This window comes from Parabacteroides sp. AD58, from assembly GCF_023744375.2.
GTDB lineage: Bacteria > Bacteroidota > Bacteroidia > Bacteroidales > Tannerellaceae > Parabacteroides > Parabacteroides absconsus.
The window spans coordinates 1828980-1843207 of record NZ_CP146284.1 but is presented as its reverse complement, the minus strand read 5'-3'; the positions used below and the strand labels follow the sequence as shown (position 1 = coordinate 1843207).

The window sequence follows — 14228 nt, the reverse complement described above, 5'->3', positions numbered from 1 at the left end:
TAAGAAAAGATTAATAAAATAACTATAAACAAATTATGGCTACTAAAGAAAAGGAAACCGTAGAAGTAGAAGAACTTGTTTCGAGATCGGAACTATTTATTGAAAGCAATTCAAAGAAGATTATCTTTGGTATTTTGGCGATTGCCGTGATTGTGGGTGCATTTTTAGGTTATAAGCATGGATATGTAATGCCTCAGCAGAAGAAAGCGGCTGCAGCCATGTTTAAGGGAGAACAATATTTTGCCCGTGATTCTTTCCAGCTGGCCCTGAATGGTAACGGCGCCGATTATGAGGGTTTTGCCGCTATTGCCGATGAATATGGTTTTACGGATGCCGGTAATCTGGCCAAAGCTTACGCCGGAATCTGTTACTTTAAGTTGGGTGATAATGAAAAGGCCATCGATATGCTGAAATCTTTCAGTGCAAGTGATCAGATGGTTTCTCCGGCAATTGTCGGATTGATTGGCGACTGCTATGTAAATGCCGGAAATGTAAAAGAAGGAATCAGTTATTTTGAAAAAGCCGCTAAAGAGGCCAATAATGAAGTAATCAGTCCGATCTATTTGAAGAAGGCCGGTATTGCTTACGAATCTTTGCAGCAATATGCAGATGCTGTTAAATCGTACACACAGATTAAAGAAAAATACTTTAATTCAATGGAAGCAGCCGATATCGATAAATATATTGCCCGTGCGACTGCTTTGGCAAAATAACTGTTAGATAAGATTATTGTTAAACTTGATAGAAATGAGGATGCCCTTGCTTGATGAAAACAGGAAAAGGCATCCTCTTTTTGTTTTTATTCATTATAGTAATTATGGCTACAGCTTATCAGAATTTATCAGATTATGATTTTAACAGCGTTCCAGACGCTTCAGAAATGAATGTCGGAATCGTTGTTGCAGAATGGAACAAGGTGATAACTGAAAAGTTATTGGAAGGTGCATGCAATACGTTGGAGAGACACGGAGTAAAACCTGAAAACATCATTGTCAAGCGTGTTCCCGGTAGTTTTGAACTGACATTCGGTGCAAAACGGCTGGCCGATGAGAAAGATGTAGATGCAGTCATTGTTTTGGGATGTGTCGTAAAAGGTGATACGCCACATTTTGATTATGTTTGTTCAGGCGTTACGCAAGGCATTACAGAGTTGAATCTGATGTATGATATTCCATTCATATTCGGCTTGTTAACGACCGATAATATGCAGCAGGCTGAAGATCGTGCTGGTGGTAAATATGGAAATAAAGGGGATGAAGCTGCCGTAACTGCAATAAAAATGATCGATTTTTCTTGCAAGTTACAAAATTAGTTCTTACCTTTGCATCGCAATTGAGAAACAGAGGGGCAGTTACCAGAGTGGCCAAATGGGGCTGACTGTAACTCAGCTGGCTTACGCCTTCGGTGGTTCGAATCCATCACTGCCCACTTCTTCTTACTTGCTTCCTGCGGAAGTAGCTCAGTCGATAGAGCATTAGCCTTCCAAGCTGAGGGTCGCGGGTTTGAGTCCCGTCTTCCGCTCAATAAGAGGATACATCTTTTTGATGTGTCCTCTTTTTTGTTATGGGGGAAACCAAGTATCAACGTAAAAGGTCTGTAGTTGCCTGTAATTGGGCTTATAGGTTATTTTCCGTGAGAAGGAAGTTTCTGGAAGAATCAGGATACAGAGAGGGATATCTCTGTTGGCTTATAAAGCAAACGAGGCTGTACCAACCGATACAGCCTCGCTTATTTAGATAGGATAAATTATCTGTTGTTATTTTGCATAACTTACCGCTCTGGTTTCGCGGATAACGGTAATCTTAACCTGGCCCGGATAAGTCATTTCATCTTGGATCTTCTTGGCGATTTCGTTCGACAAGTTTTCTGTTTCCTTATCGTCGATCTTGTCTGCTCCAACGATGACGCGTAATTCACGTCCTGCCTGGATAGCATACGTCTTGACTACGCCCGGATAGGAAAGAGCCAGTTGTTCCAGATCATTCAATCGCTTGATATAAGCTTCTACGATTTCACGGCGAGCTCCAGGACGGGCGCCAGAGATAGCATCGCAGACTTGTACGATCGGAGCCAATAGTGTCTGCATTTCCACTTCGTCATGGTGCGAACCGACTGCATTGGCAATATCCGGCTTTTCTTTATACTTTTCGCAAAGCTTCATACCTAAGATTGCGTGTGGCAATTCAGGCTCGTCATCGGGCACTTTACCTATATCGTGCAACAGACCGGCGCGTTTTGCCTTTTTCGGATTCAAACCTAATTCGGAAGCCATGATGGCACACAAGTTAGCTGTTTCGCGTGCGTGCTGCAACAGGTTCTGTCCGTATGATGAACGATACTTCATCTTACCGATCAGACGGATCAGTTCCGGATGCAAACCGTGTACACCTAAGTCGATGGCTGTACGCTTTCCGGTTTCGATGATTTCATCTTCTACCTGTTTCTTGACTTTGTTGACTACTTCCTCGATACGGGCTGGATGAATACGTCCGTCTTGAACTAACTGGTGCAAAGCTAGGCGGGCGATTTCACGGCGAACCGGATCAAATCCGGACAGGACGATAGCTTCCGGTGTGTCATCTACAACGATTTCAATACCGGTAGCCGCTTCCAAAGCCCGGATATTACGTCCTTCGCGACCGATGATACGACCTTTGATCTCATCCGATTCGATATGGAAGACGGTGATTGAGTTCTCGATGGCTGTTTCTGTAGCTACACGCTGAATAGACTGGATCACGATTTTCTTCGCTTCCTTGTTAGCCGTCATTTTTGCTTCTTCCATGATGTCGTTGATGTAAGAAGCCGCTTCCGATTTCGCCTCGTCTTTCAACGATTCGATCAGGCGTTCTTTGGCTTCATCAGCCGACAGGCCGGAGAGCGTTTCCAGATGTTCGATTTCTTTCGAATGCAGTTTTTCCAGTTCCTGTTTCTTCTTCTCTACCAGATCCAGTTGCGATGCCAGGTTTTCCTTGACAACTTCTACTTCAGCATTCTTGCGCTGCAGTTCTTCCTGGCGTTGGCTCAGGTTCATTTCGCGCTGTTTCAGCTTTGTCTCTACCGACTGGATTTTCGCATTGCGTTGTGATACTTGTTTCTCCAGATCCGCTTTGAGGTGGATAAACTTTTCTTTTACTTCCAGCAGCTTGTTCTTTTTAATTACTTCCGCTTCCTTTTCTGCTTCACGCAGCACCGATTCATACCTCGATTTCAAAAGGAAACGCATTGTTAGCCATACAAGTAAACCTCCGAGGAAGAAGGTCACTATTGATATGATAATATACATTCCCATTTAAATAATAATTAAGTTCGTATAAATTGTTATAAATAAAAAAGCACTACACTACATGATCTGCATCATGTAAGGCAGTGCGGAAAAGTCACTTATGTATATAAAAATATTACTGATCCTTCAAGTATTTATCCAGTTCGTCATTGAGTTCCCGGATTTTGTCCTCGAAGGGGCTTGTATCATGTTTGTCTTCCCATGTCAGGTTTTCGACTGACAGCTGAAGAGCAACCATTGCCAACATATCTTGTGTATCCAATTGAGTGCCATATTTGCTCTGATACTGGAGAATCTTCTGGTTGATCTGTTTGGCCGCAGCCCGCATTTCTTCTTCTTTATCCCTTTGTATCGTAATTGGATATCGTCTACCTGCTATTTCTATATGTATAAGAAATGTTTCGTTCATCGCTCTATTCATTAAGCAGTGCGATGCACTTGTCAACTTCCCGCACTAATTTGGACAATCGCAATTTGGCATTCCTCACTTCTCCTTCCTGGACCGAGAGTACGTGCGCAGTCAGCATATTGTCGCATTTGGCATTCAAATCTTTAATATCCTCAAAAGCTTTCTCCAGCTCTGTGTTTTTCATTTCAAGAGCTTTTTCCAATTCTTGAATTTTTTGTTTTTGCTGGTCGCATAAAGTTAGCAATTCTCGAAATCGGACTTCAAATAAAACGAGTAGCCTTTTACTGTCTTCGGTCATGTCCTGCCAAATTGTACACAAAAGTAAGATTTAGATTTGTAAATAACAATACTCACGCGGATTATTTTGGCGGTGTAAGGGGAAAAATAAAAGGTTGTCTGCGTTTTTACAGCTAGACAACCCTTTATCGATTCCTTTTTGGGAGGAATGGATTTAGCCGATCAAAGAAACGAAGATGTCGTTATCGGTTTCTTCAAAGGCCAGTTTTCCTTCTTTCGCCAACCAGCCTAAAGCTGCGTACATGTCTTTTTCAGCTTTGATCTTGGTGGCTTTCTTCAACGCTTTTAAACTCATTTTTCCGCCGTCGTGTAAAGCATTCCAAACTTTTCCGGCGTTTGTTCCAATTAGTTCAATCATCATTTTAGATATTTTAATAACACTGGCAAATATATGTATTTCAATTAAAATTCAAAATAAAAAAACAGGTTTTTCGCTATAATGTAATCTGTTCTTGTCCGTTTTGACTAATAAGTGACATTTTTATTTCTTTTGCGTTATTGAATTTCCGGAGTAATTCGAGGGAATATTGTCCGGTTTCACGAAGTCCTTCTTTCCCGGAATAGCCGTTGATGATCATCAATAGTGATGTCGTTTCCAGGCTGATTTTCGTTCGTTCTTCATCGCTGGTGGGCGTTCCGATGCCTCCGATGGCATCCCGATATACAGGTAAACCGGCAATGTTGAGTTCGCCGCGGCCGATGCCGTGGTAGATTTCGCCTTCTTGTCCGACTCCCAGAATGAGTTTGTCTCCTTGTATTTTGTCTTCATCAAATCCGCCGATGGAATATCCGCTGTGGATTGAAATTAGGTTGATCAGGTCAACCAAGGTATCGATCTGGTATAATGGCAATTCCCGCAAGATACGTCGACGAAGTGATTCGGCCGACGGGCGATAGCGGTTCGGGTCTTTCCCTAATTTCTTATAGGCCTGTCGGGTAGCCTGGATGGGAAGCCATTTGTTGATTTCATTGAGTTTGACTTGCTCCCGGATCAGGCGTTCTTCCTGGTGTATGATTTCCCAAAGATCCGCATCGTTGGGTGTATTCTTTACCTGGCAGGAAATGGCAAGAACATGTAAATCCGGACAGGCGTTCAGTATTTCGTTGGATAAAGAAATTTGTTTCATGTCGATAACTGTTTATAGGATAAAAATACCAGATAAAATACGTCCGCTGTGGATTCCTTCGCGGCGGGCAGAAAAGAATTGGTCGGCGTGCTGATAGGTACAAATCCGGGCATTCTCGATCTGTCGGGGAAGAATACCTTCGGTCTGCAGCTGCAGTTCGTTGGCTTTCCACAGGTCAATATGCGTTTTACCGGTTTTCGGATTATGCCAGCATAAGGAAGAGGTTTCTTCTGCTGTCCAGGCTCCTGACTGCCGGAAGGCTTCGACGACTTCTTCACCTACTTCGAATGCTTCCTGGCTGATGGACGGACCAATGGCGGCCTGCATCAACTCGGGATTACATCCGGTTTCTCTGCTCATCTGTCGGATCGTTTTAGCGGCTATTTGCAAGACTGTACCTCGCCAACCGGCATGAATAGCAGCAACCGTTTTCGTATCAGGGGCATACAGCAGGATGGGAACGCAGTCGGCGGTTGAAACACTGACGCACACTTGGGGCAAAGAGGTGAACAAGGCATCCACGCCGTCGAGTTGTTGCTTTTGTTCCGTTTCCGTCAATGCCATGAAGGCTGAGTCAATGTGTATGATCCGGTCCTGATGTGTCTGATGCGGTGTAATGATGTTCTGTACTGGCAACTGAATTCCCTCAGCTAATATTTCCCGGTTCTTACGGATGGAATCCGGAGCATCGTCGGTATAAAGTCCCGGATTCATGCGGGCATAAGCTCCGGTACTGACGCCTCCCTGGCGGGTGGTTATAAAATGAGAAATGTTGCAATTACCGGCCAGTCCGGGAAATTGCAACACTTCGAGGTTATTTTTCAGTGGACGGATCATCGTCTGCTTCTCCTTCCTCATCATATTCTTCATCGTCCCAGTCTTCATATTCCACATAGTCTTCTTCATCGTCCTCTTCTTCCGGGTAGACAAAGTCGTCGTCATCATCAAACTGAAGTGTGCTGACGTCGATATTCTTGTGGACAATCTTTTCTGCTTCGTGGAACGTCTCTTTATTCAGTTCATTCCAGAGGATGTCTTTCAGCTCTGTCAGTCCGAATTGAGCAACCGACGAGATAAACACATGCGGAATGCCTTCGGGCAGTTCTTTCTCCATTTCCTTCATCAGTTCTTCATCCAGCATATCACATTTTGTGATGGCCAGCACACGGCTCTTGTTTACCAGATCCGGATTGTATTTGACCAGCTCGTTATGAAGAATTTCGTATTCCTTCCTGATATCGTCGCTATCAGCTGGAATCATGAACAGCAGTAATGAGTTACGTTCGATATGGCGCAGGAAACGAAGTCCTAGTCCTTTCCCTTCACTGGCACCTTCAATGATACCCGGGATATCGGCCATAATGAAAGAACGGTTATCACGATAGCTGACAATTCCCAAATTCGGTTCCAGGGTAGTAAACGGATAATTGGCGATTTTAGGCTTGGCGGCTGATAAGACAGATAATAAAGTAGATTTACCCGCATTCGGGAAACCTACCAAGCCGACATCCGCCAATAATTTCAATTGCAGGATGACAAAACGCTCCTGAGCCGGTTCTCCCGGTTGTGCATAACGGGGCGCCTGATTGGTAGCCGTACGGAAGTTCCAGTTACCCAGTCCGCCTTTACCGCCTTTCAGCAGCATGACCTTCTGACCGTCTTCTGTTACATCACAGATGAATTCACCTGTTTCAGCGTCATAGACGACTGTTCCGCAGGGAACTTCAATGATCTTGTCTTGTCCGTCTTTTCCGAAACTACGTTTGGCACCTCCGCTTTCACCATTGGTTGCCATGATGTGACGGTCATACTTCAGGTGAAGCAGCGTCCAGTAATTCCGGTTTCCTCGAAGATAAATATGGCCTCCTCTTCCCCCGTTACCTCCGTCGGGACCACCTTTCGGAATATATTTGGCACGGCGAAAGTGAGAAGACCCTCGTCCGCCCTTACCTGAGCGACAATAGATCTTTACATAATCTACAAAGTTGGATTCAGCCATAGTTGTTAGTTTTTGAGTTTATACATGGGCAAGGGGAGAAGCTGACTTGTCCTCTTGCCCAATGGATGGATTAAACTTATTTTACTGCGTTGATCGCTTCTTTGATACGGCCGAAGATTTCTTCGATAGTGCCCATACCTTTAATAGCTACATGCTTGCCTTCTTTTACATAGAAGTCGGCCAACGGAGCTGTCTGTTTGTGATAAACTTCCAGACGAGATTTGATTGTTTCCAGATTGTCGTCAGAACGGCCTGATACTTTACCGCGTTCCAACAGACGTTTGATCAATTCGTCTTCGTCAACCTGCAAGTTCAACATGATGGATACATCAGTACCGCGTTCGTTCAACATCTTCTTCAGTGCTTCAGCCTGCGGGATTGTACGAGGGAAACCATCAAAGATAACACCTTTTGAATTGGCTTTGCTGTCCAGTACCTTTGCCAACATGTTTACGATCAGTTCATCTGGAACCAATTGACCTTTTTCGATGTAATCTTTGGCAATTTTACCCAGTTCTGTTTCATTCTTCATTTCAGAACGCAAAACATCACCTGTTGAGATATGATCCAAACCATATTCTTTGATGATCAGTTCACTTTGTGTTCCCTTACCTGAACCGGGAGCACCGAAAATAACTACATTCAACATATAACACTTCGTTTTTTTACTTGACAATCGGGCCTTGACTGATTCCGTCTTTCCAGATTGCCAAAATGATACATATATATTTTAGTTTTTGAGTTTACTCATCAATCACATAGATGTCCCGATAAGCACGGCCCAGACCGTCGTAATCCAATCCGTGTCCGACAATAAAAGCCGGTGGAATCTGCATACCTACGTAATCCGGTTTCAGGTCACAACGCAGAGACTCCGGTTTGAAGAGCATGGTTGCCAGTTTGACTTCGGCAGCACCCTGTTCTTTCAGCTTGGCGATGACGTGCTTCATCGTAAAGCCCGTATCGATAATGTCTTCCAACAGGATCAGTGTCTTTCCCTGGATGTTTTCCTTGATAGGCATGATCTCGTGTAAGACACCCGTGCTGTTTGTTCCCGCATAAGAGGAATACCGGGCAAATGTGATTTCATAAGATTCATTCAATTCCGACATCAGTTCGGAAGCGAACATAAAGGCTCCGTTCAGGATACAGACAAACAAAACCTCCCGATTTTCCTGCTGTTTGATGTCTTGCTCGATTTGCCGAGCCACTTGGGCAACCGCTTTCGCTATGGACTCCTGCGGAATAAATAACTTGAATTTCTTGTCTTTTAGTTGAATCTTATCCATAATAACTCTGCTTTTAAGGTTGCAAAGTTACAACATTTCGGGGGATAATTAATGTGTTGCTTTTAAAATACGCCGGGTTTTCATCATTGTTAATTAACTTTTGTATCCTATTTTTGTATTAGGATGTTAAGAATAGTAGTTCTTTAGAGATGTATCCCAGTCATTTTTAGGCAAGATATTCTTTTGGGTAACTAAATTATTGAAATTAATAAATATCAGCCTTTAATAAAGGCTACTTGACGTAGAATAAATTGTTGATATAGTCAATGATTATTAGTGTGTCGTAGAAATAAGCATTTCCTGTAATACCCCATATTTGATATGCATCAAAAATAGAGTTCCATAGTCCATCTTTATCATAGAAAACTTTAGAGGTTGGACGAGTTTTACCTGCTACTATAACAGGTTTTGTCACATTTAAACCATAAAAAGTAATATTTTTTCCCCACCATAAAGGGCCACTTAATGAATCAATTATTGTGGGATCAGCTATTTTTAATGCCCTGTTTTGATTTGTAACTAATTCAAATGGGCTAGATCCTGTGTCAAACATCAATTGGCATTCTTGATTATTTATTAAAAATGGGAGTTTTATAATTCCATTTTCTATGGTAAATCGTATTGCCTGTGTTTCTTTGTATTCGTTTGGAATACTGTTGGTGATGGCAATTCTTTGATTTTTATAGTCAATAATTAATACTTTATTTTGAAATATATCACTCCCAATTGTCCCTATATGGATAGGTTGTCGTTTATAAAGATCTTTTTCAGGTATATAAGTCCCCGTGTTTTTCATATACTTTAATTCTATGTCGCAAAATGTTTCTTTCCCTAGTGTTAAAGAAATGTGTTGGAAAGAGTATGTTTTATCATTCCATTTGTGACTTAAAGAAGAGTCTTTTTGCATAATTGAATGCATTGTTTTCTCGTAAAATACGGATTGTGGCGTTCCGAGGTCAAACTGCATTGTAAACTTTAGAGGTATATTCTCAATTTGTACAGGTATGTATATGTATGCTTTATCTATGTATTTTCCTGAAATGGAATCTCCTTCCCATAAAAACGGAATCCATCTTAAATTGGCTGTTGCGGAAAAATTGATTGACAGAAATATTGCTATAATTGTTATATAATATGTTCGTTTCATAATCTAGTAATGTTAATTTGTTAAAAATAATTTGTTCCAGTTTTGTGAGTGCTGATATAAGTTTAATTGTAAAACCATCCAATGTTAGGTGTCTCTGATTGTAGGATGCAATTTTCTACTCATATATCAAGACTCGAAGAATAGTAATTTATAAATGCCAGTATGAATGACTTGATATAATAGTCCTATCTCTTTTCATATTTTGTTCAGTTCATTTTAATGAAGAAGATTTTTCATATGAATCATCTTCAGGAGTTTTTAATTGAACTAATTTTCATATGTCTTATCAGCCCTTTGAATTTATCCATACGTAGCACTACGGCTTTTTCCCCTTGGTCAGCAACATGAATAGAAGCTGATATTAATGTAGAAAGAATAATAAATAATACGAATAGTAGATCATTTGTGAATTGTGAAACTCGTAAAGCAAATAAAATAGCCATAAAGATAATTAATACAGAAGCAGTGATTGGATTAATCCAATTCTTTTTAATTACATTAGTTGTCATAAGTATTGATTTTTTTATACATTTCTAATTGATTATTTCATTTATCTCAAATCTATAGCTTAATGCTGTTGCAGAGAATTGTGTACAAATTGCTTTTAGTTTGTCCTTTCGTTCTCCTTCCGATAGCATTGTGTCGGTTTGACAGATAAGCGTCCATGAAGCTTGTTGGGTTCCTAAAATTTTTTTATTTCCTATTCTTTATAAGGTTTAGAAACCGTGTTTAGGTTAACTTTTAATTCCACAGCAAGTGCGCGAACTGTAAGTAATTGTTCGCCTAACTTTAATTTCTCGCAAGTAATACCAAATCGTATTTGATCTATGATTTGCCGATATATAGGTATACCACTTGAATAATCTAATATAAATTGCATCATAATATTTGTATAAAATTATATTGTACTATTTTTATAGTACAAAAATACATGTGTTGATTTTAAAATCCAAATTTTTTTTTGAATAAAGAATGGTCATTTTCTATCGTCTTTTGGTCTAAAATAAAATTGATTAGAGGATTCAGGAAAATACAGTAAGATTTTGAATTTATTGTACTATAATTATTTATTGTCTTGTAGTGGTAATATATATGATATACAATTGGATCAGATCGTTTACGAATCAACATTTGCCGGCTGATAAAACTCGCTGTCATAGTCTAAAAAAGATTGGTGGTGAGCACGCACTGGGTGATGTTCTATAATTTGTGCGATGAGATTGCTAAACTTATATGTAGACTGTGTTTATATTGAGGCGGTGTTGAACCATGTGATCTGGGCAATGGCGTCCTACCAGTAAAGTATATATCATTCTTCCTTCCCACACGATGACGAATAACTTTATCAAACCAAGTGTTATTTCTCGCTCCATATAAACTTGTAATTAAATCCGAATTTTGTAATCCATGAAGGAAACAACTCTGGCAGAAGGTGTGGTGAATGACGAATGCTTATCATTTTTAGAAATGGGGCTCATGTACGATTACTGTCTCAAGGCCATTTGTAAACGAATATTCTAAGCTATGTTTTTTACATTTGTTGGGTTAATTATTTTGCTTCAACTGCTTTCAATATCATTTTTGTGTCTTGATTTTTATGTAGTCGGCTTGTGAATCCTGACTTGTGGGATCACTGCCATTTTACACCGCTCAAAATCTGTGCAGCCGTTTCCATGGATTATGCCATTACTAGATGATGAATCGCGATTAATCATTTTTTCGCGTAGGTGCGCCACTCTCTTATAAATATACTTTGATATTCTTTACTATCCTTTTCTTTACTTTGTGTACTTACTACGGTTTGAACTGGTATTTTAGCTATGGAAATGGGAGCTTTATCTGCGTTAACTGTATAATGTCTGTAATTTATTGTGGTCGTTGTAATTTGAATTATAGATTTGTTTTCTAATTTATTTTTTTTCGTTATCAAGTCTCTAAAAAGTCCTATGTTTTACCAGCATGATAACCGGGTTTGAATCTTCGGTTAATTCTTCAGCTATTTCTTTCAACTCACCTTTCAATTCATCTTTTTCAAGTGATTCAAGCAAATCAGCAGCTTCCAGCTTGCCCCAAGCTGCTATCTTACCGTCTAAAGGCTTGAGGAAATTCATATAGATTTCTTTTTCAGAACGATAATCCCCATTGCAGACCTTATAGTTAAAAAAAGCATTTTCCTTTTTGTCATACATCAAGAATGTACGAGGGAAACCGGTATTCTTTTCAAAATCATACTCATTTTTCACCGTTTCCATAAAAATATAACGATCAGAAAGCAAGCGAATCATCAGAAAAACTTCCGGATTCGTATCATTGACAGACGGTGTTCGCACAATAAAAGGTGATAAACTATTATTGGGTAATAACTGATAAATAGTATCAGAAGAAAATTCCAAAAGGAACCAATCTTTTTGATAAGATAGAATGCTCCGATAATAACCGACATAAATTGAGGATATGAGACCTGTTTTTTCATCTTTTCCCCCAACGACCATTCCTATCTTTTTTTTATCAAATGGAATACTTATCTTCTTTGTGATACTTCCATCTTTTTTAGAAACAAGCACAAAAGGAGTTTTAGCATTTAAGAAGTCATAGCATATCAGATTATTATCATCGTAATTATATATTTCCAAATAAAATGAGCTCAAATCCGAATAATAGGGATATGACTCTAAAGACCCTTTTCCTACCTGATGTTTAAGGGTTCGTTTATAATTTCCATATAAATCATACACTAAAATCTTTTGTATATGGTGTGAGTTGATGAAAATTTCCTCATTTTTTTCATCTAAAGCCATATCTATTATATTGACATATTCTTCGGCGCCTTGTCCTTTTCTGTTGAATTTATGTAGTGCTTTTCCTTTACGATCATATACAAAGACATCTCCATCATTTTTTCTATTTGTAACCAAGATATATTTCTCGCCTACATCTTGTACAAAACCTTGGTTAATAAACTCATCGTTAGTTTCCAACGGAATATATTCCACATCCATAAAGTCCTGAAGGAGCAGTTCCTTTTCCGGATAGGAAGTTTCTAATACATCCACATGGATGATATCACCCGTCCGTTGTACTTCCTTTGTACAAGCAAACATTGTGAGTAGCATCAAGCCAATATAAAATCCTTTGTTTTTCATGTCAATAAGTTTAGCTGGTATTATGGTTTGTAAAGATAGGAAATTTGTTGGAACATAATCCTTTCTATTCATTTTCCGGTATCGGGTATTTGAACTGCGCATCGTCCAATACCAATATCCAATCGATCATTTCTCCAGGATCAGGTGTTTCAAAGACTTTTGTTCTTTCATTCTTAAGAACTCCAATCATGCGGGATTTCCCGGTTCTGGGATTAAACCACCAGGCCTTTATCTTTTGGGCCGGAAGTATTTTCATGTTGACGGCAAAAGGTCTTCCTACGGGGGCATAAACCATCAGATAGGTGCCTTCCTGGTCTCTTGTGGCAACAAAGCGATAGCGCCCTTCTCCGGGCATGGCCGTTTTTATATCCGTTTCAACGAGAATGTTTTCGCTATCAGGTATTCTTGAAAAATAAGGTCTGGAGGCCAATAATTCGCGGGCATGTTTTATCTGCCTGGAACCGGGTTGTGAAATCGCCTGCTTCCATGGATAAAGAGGTGTATTTATACCTTTGTCTTTACTCGGATTATACATTTGCCAGATGGAATGGTGACCATAGGTATGTCCGAAAGCTCCATTAAATAAATCCCAATACATCGCCCGGCGGCAATCTGCTGCAATGGAGTGGCCTTTGTCTTTGGCGTTAAAGGCCACAGGATGGTCTTCATAAACCGGTTCTGCATCCATAACGGGTTTGACAGGTTGGAGACGGTAGTCATCTAATGTCTTGGAATAACTGCGATATTCCACTTCATGTCCGTTTTGTCGCATATTAAAATCCAGCCACTCTTCCTGATGGAAAGCAGTCGATGAACCGTTCCATCCGGACGGATGATACGTACATAAGTGCCTGCCAGCATCACCTTTCTTAAGCCCTTTGACCAACGCCCGGATAATTGATTTCTGAGCCTCGTTCTCCGGCATCTTGTCACCACCTAAAACCCAAATAATCTGGTTGTTTTTATACCTGTTTCCTAAAAACTCTCCGTATTTTTCAGCAGATGTTTCCTGAAAGATCACCTTCCCGTTGTCATGCCAGTAACTGCCCCAGGTCGGTAAAAAAGCGATGACCAGACCTAACGAGTTTGCTTTATTTACGATGTAGTCTACATGATCCCAATAATCATTGTTTTCTCCTTCCCGAACGAGTGGGCGAGAAGGATCATTATCCTGCAGCGGCAGGTGGCCGTAGGCATTGGGAATCGTTATCCCTTCCAGTTCGGCCAGGCCGACAGCCTGGATAACGGTAAATCCTTTTTGAGCTCTGTCGGTTAAATACATATCAGCTTCTTCCCGGGTCAGTTTATGAAACAGCTCCCAGGCTGTATCTCCAAAGTAGAAAAAAGGACTTCCATCGTCCCACTGGAGAAACCGGTGATTGGCTGAAACCTCAATTTTCTTTCCAGAAGTGCGGTTTTCTGCTTGGACTAAAGAAGGCAGTAAAGCCAATAAAACCCAGTAAATGAATCTGCATTTTCCCAAAACGGCTCAATTTAAGTTTAGCATTGCTTTGTTGTTTGTAAAGATAAC

Annotated in this window: 15 protein-coding genes and 2 tRNA genes; 4 read left to right on the top strand and 13 right to left on the bottom strand. The window is 40.3% G+C overall.

What is annotated here, in order from left to right:
• Positions 1-35 precede the first annotated feature (35 nt).
• The 4 genes from NEE14_RS08065 (at position 36) to NEE14_RS08050 (ending at position 1521) form a co-directional block, all read left to right on the top strand.
• On the top strand, positions 36-713 hold the full coding sequence (locus tag NEE14_RS08065; protein WP_251968682.1) for a tetratricopeptide repeat protein: 678 nt from the start codon (positions 36-38) through the stop codon (positions 711-713).
• 104 nt (positions 714-817) lie between these two features.
• Positions 818-1312 carry a 6,7-dimethyl-8-ribityllumazine synthase gene (gene ribH / locus NEE14_RS08060; RefSeq protein ID WP_251968681.1) on the top strand — a complete coding sequence of 165 codons (495 nt, stop codon included), beginning with the start codon at positions 818-820 and terminating at the stop codon, positions 1310-1312.
• Positions 1313-1345: 33 nt separating this feature from the next.
• A tRNA-Tyr gene (locus tag NEE14_RS08055) sits at positions 1346-1428 on the top strand.
• A 20-nt stretch (positions 1429-1448) separates the two neighbouring features.
• Positions 1449-1521 (top strand) — tRNA-Gly (locus NEE14_RS08050).
• Positions 1522-1756: 235 nt separating this feature from the next.
• On the opposite strand, the gene rny is transcribed toward NEE14_RS08050, so the two are convergent.
• The 13 genes from rny to NEE14_RS07985 form a co-directional block, all read right to left on the bottom strand.
• Positions 1757-3292: a ribonuclease Y gene (gene rny, locus NEE14_RS08045; RefSeq protein ID WP_251968680.1), complete on the bottom strand. Its 1536-nt coding sequence runs from the start codon at positions 3290-3292 to the stop codon at positions 1757-1759.
• A 109-nt stretch (positions 3293-3401) separates the two neighbouring features.
• Positions 3402-3695 carry a cell division protein ZapA gene (locus tag NEE14_RS08040; protein WP_251968679.1) on the bottom strand — a complete coding sequence of 98 codons (294 nt, stop codon included), beginning with the start codon at positions 3693-3695 and terminating at the stop codon, positions 3402-3404.
• 4 nt (positions 3696-3699) lie between these two features.
• Positions 3700-3993, bottom strand: coding sequence for a hypothetical protein (locus NEE14_RS08035; protein ID WP_251968678.1), 294 nt, complete (start codon positions 3991-3993; stop codon positions 3700-3702).
• 153 nt (positions 3994-4146) lie between these two features.
• Positions 4147-4350, bottom strand: a complete 204-nt coding sequence (locus tag NEE14_RS08030; protein WP_251968677.1) for a winged helix-turn-helix domain-containing protein — start codon at positions 4348-4350, stop codon at positions 4147-4149.
• 76 nt (positions 4351-4426) lie between these two features.
• Positions 4427-5119 (bottom strand): B3/B4 domain-containing protein, encoded by a 693-nt coding sequence (locus NEE14_RS08025; RefSeq protein ID WP_251968676.1) that lies wholly within the window; start codon positions 5117-5119, stop codon positions 4427-4429.
• A gap of 12 nt (positions 5120-5131) precedes the next feature.
• A complete protein-coding gene (gene pgeF, locus NEE14_RS08020; RefSeq protein WP_422394689.1) occupies positions 5132-5989 on the bottom strand; it encodes a peptidoglycan editing factor PgeF in 858 nt (285 codons plus the stop codon).
• Positions 5934-7118: a GTPase ObgE gene (obgE, locus tag NEE14_RS08015; RefSeq protein WP_251968675.1), complete on the bottom strand. Its 1185-nt coding sequence runs from the start codon at positions 7116-7118 to the stop codon at positions 5934-5936. The genes pgeF and obgE overlap by 56 nt, the downstream gene beginning before the upstream one ends.
• 76 nt (positions 7119-7194) lie before the next feature.
• On the bottom strand, positions 7195-7767 hold the full coding sequence (locus tag NEE14_RS08010; RefSeq protein WP_251968674.1) for an adenylate kinase: 573 nt from the start codon (positions 7765-7767) through the stop codon (positions 7195-7197).
• Positions 7768-7861: 94 nt separating this feature from the next.
• The gene (locus tag NEE14_RS08005; protein WP_251968673.1) at positions 7862-8407 is read right to left on the bottom strand and encodes a phosphoribosyltransferase; all 546 of its coding nucleotides are present in this window, start codon (positions 8405-8407) and stop codon (positions 7862-7864) included.
• 232 nt (positions 8408-8639) lie between these two features.
• On the bottom strand, positions 8640-9554 hold the full coding sequence (locus NEE14_RS08000) for a hypothetical protein (protein WP_251968672.1): 915 nt from the start codon (positions 9552-9554) through the stop codon (positions 8640-8642).
• A 248-nt stretch (positions 9555-9802) separates the two neighbouring features.
• Positions 9803-10063, bottom strand: coding sequence for a hypothetical protein (locus NEE14_RS07995; protein ID WP_251968671.1), 261 nt, complete (start codon positions 10061-10063; stop codon positions 9803-9805).
• Positions 10064-11488: 1425 nt separating this feature from the next.
• Positions 11489-12697 carry a 6-bladed beta-propeller gene (locus NEE14_RS07990; protein WP_338578832.1) on the bottom strand — a complete coding sequence of 403 codons (1209 nt, stop codon included), beginning with the start codon at positions 12695-12697 and terminating at the stop codon, positions 11489-11491.
• A gap of 64 nt (positions 12698-12761) precedes the next feature.
• Complete coding sequence (locus NEE14_RS07985; protein WP_251968736.1) at positions 12762-14180, bottom strand: glycoside hydrolase family 140 protein; 1419 nt, start codon at positions 14178-14180, stop codon at positions 12762-12764.
• Between the last annotated feature and the right edge of the window lie 48 nt (positions 14181-14228).

What these genes read in the sequence shown, in the direction of transcription:
- NEE14_RS08065 (WP_251968682.1), top strand. Translation starts at nt 36, where the DNA reads ATGGCTACTAAAGAAAAGGAAACCGTAGAAGTAGAAGAACTTGTTTCG.
- ribH (WP_251968681.1), top strand. Translation starts at nt 818, where the DNA reads ATGGCTACAGCTTATCAGAATTTATCAGATTATGATTTTAACAGCGTT.
- rny (WP_251968680.1), bottom strand. Translation starts at nt 3,292, where the DNA reads ATGGGAATGTATATTATCATATCAATAGTGACCTTCTTCCTCGGAGGT.
- NEE14_RS08040 (WP_251968679.1), bottom strand. Translation starts at nt 3,695, where the DNA reads ATGAACGAAACATTTCTTATACATATAGAAATAGCAGGTAGACGATAT.
- NEE14_RS08035 (WP_251968678.1), bottom strand. Translation starts at nt 3,993, where the DNA reads ATGACCGAAGACAGTAAAAGGCTACTCGTTTTATTTGAAGTCCGATTT.
- NEE14_RS08030 (WP_251968677.1), bottom strand. Translation starts at nt 4,350, where the DNA reads ATGATTGAACTAATTGGAACAAACGCCGGAAAAGTTTGGAATGCTTTA.
- NEE14_RS08025 (WP_251968676.1), bottom strand. Translation starts at nt 5,119, where the DNA reads ATGAAACAAATTTCTTTATCCAACGAAATACTGAACGCCTGTCCGGAT.
- pgeF (WP_422394689.1), bottom strand. Translation starts at nt 5,989, where the DNA reads ATGAAGAATATGATGAGGAAGGAGAAGCAGACGATGATCCGTCCACTG.
- obgE (WP_251968675.1), bottom strand. Translation starts at nt 7,118, where the DNA reads ATGGCTGAATCCAACTTTGTAGATTATGTAAAGATCTATTGTCGCTCA.
- NEE14_RS08010 (WP_251968674.1), bottom strand. Translation starts at nt 7,767, where the DNA reads ATGTTGAATGTAGTTATTTTCGGTGCTCCCGGTTCAGGTAAGGGAACA.
- NEE14_RS08005 (WP_251968673.1), bottom strand. Translation starts at nt 8,407, where the DNA reads ATGGATAAGATTCAACTAAAAGACAAGAAATTCAAGTTATTTATTCCG.
- NEE14_RS08000 (WP_251968672.1), bottom strand. Translation starts at nt 9,554, where the DNA reads ATGAAACGAACATATTATATAACAATTATAGCAATATTTCTGTCAATC.
- NEE14_RS07995 (WP_251968671.1), bottom strand. Translation starts at nt 10,063, where the DNA reads ATGACAACTAATGTAATTAAAAAGAATTGGATTAATCCAATCACTGCT.
- NEE14_RS07990 (WP_338578832.1), bottom strand. Translation starts at nt 12,697, where the DNA reads ATGAAAAACAAAGGATTTTATATTGGCTTGATGCTACTCACAATGTTT.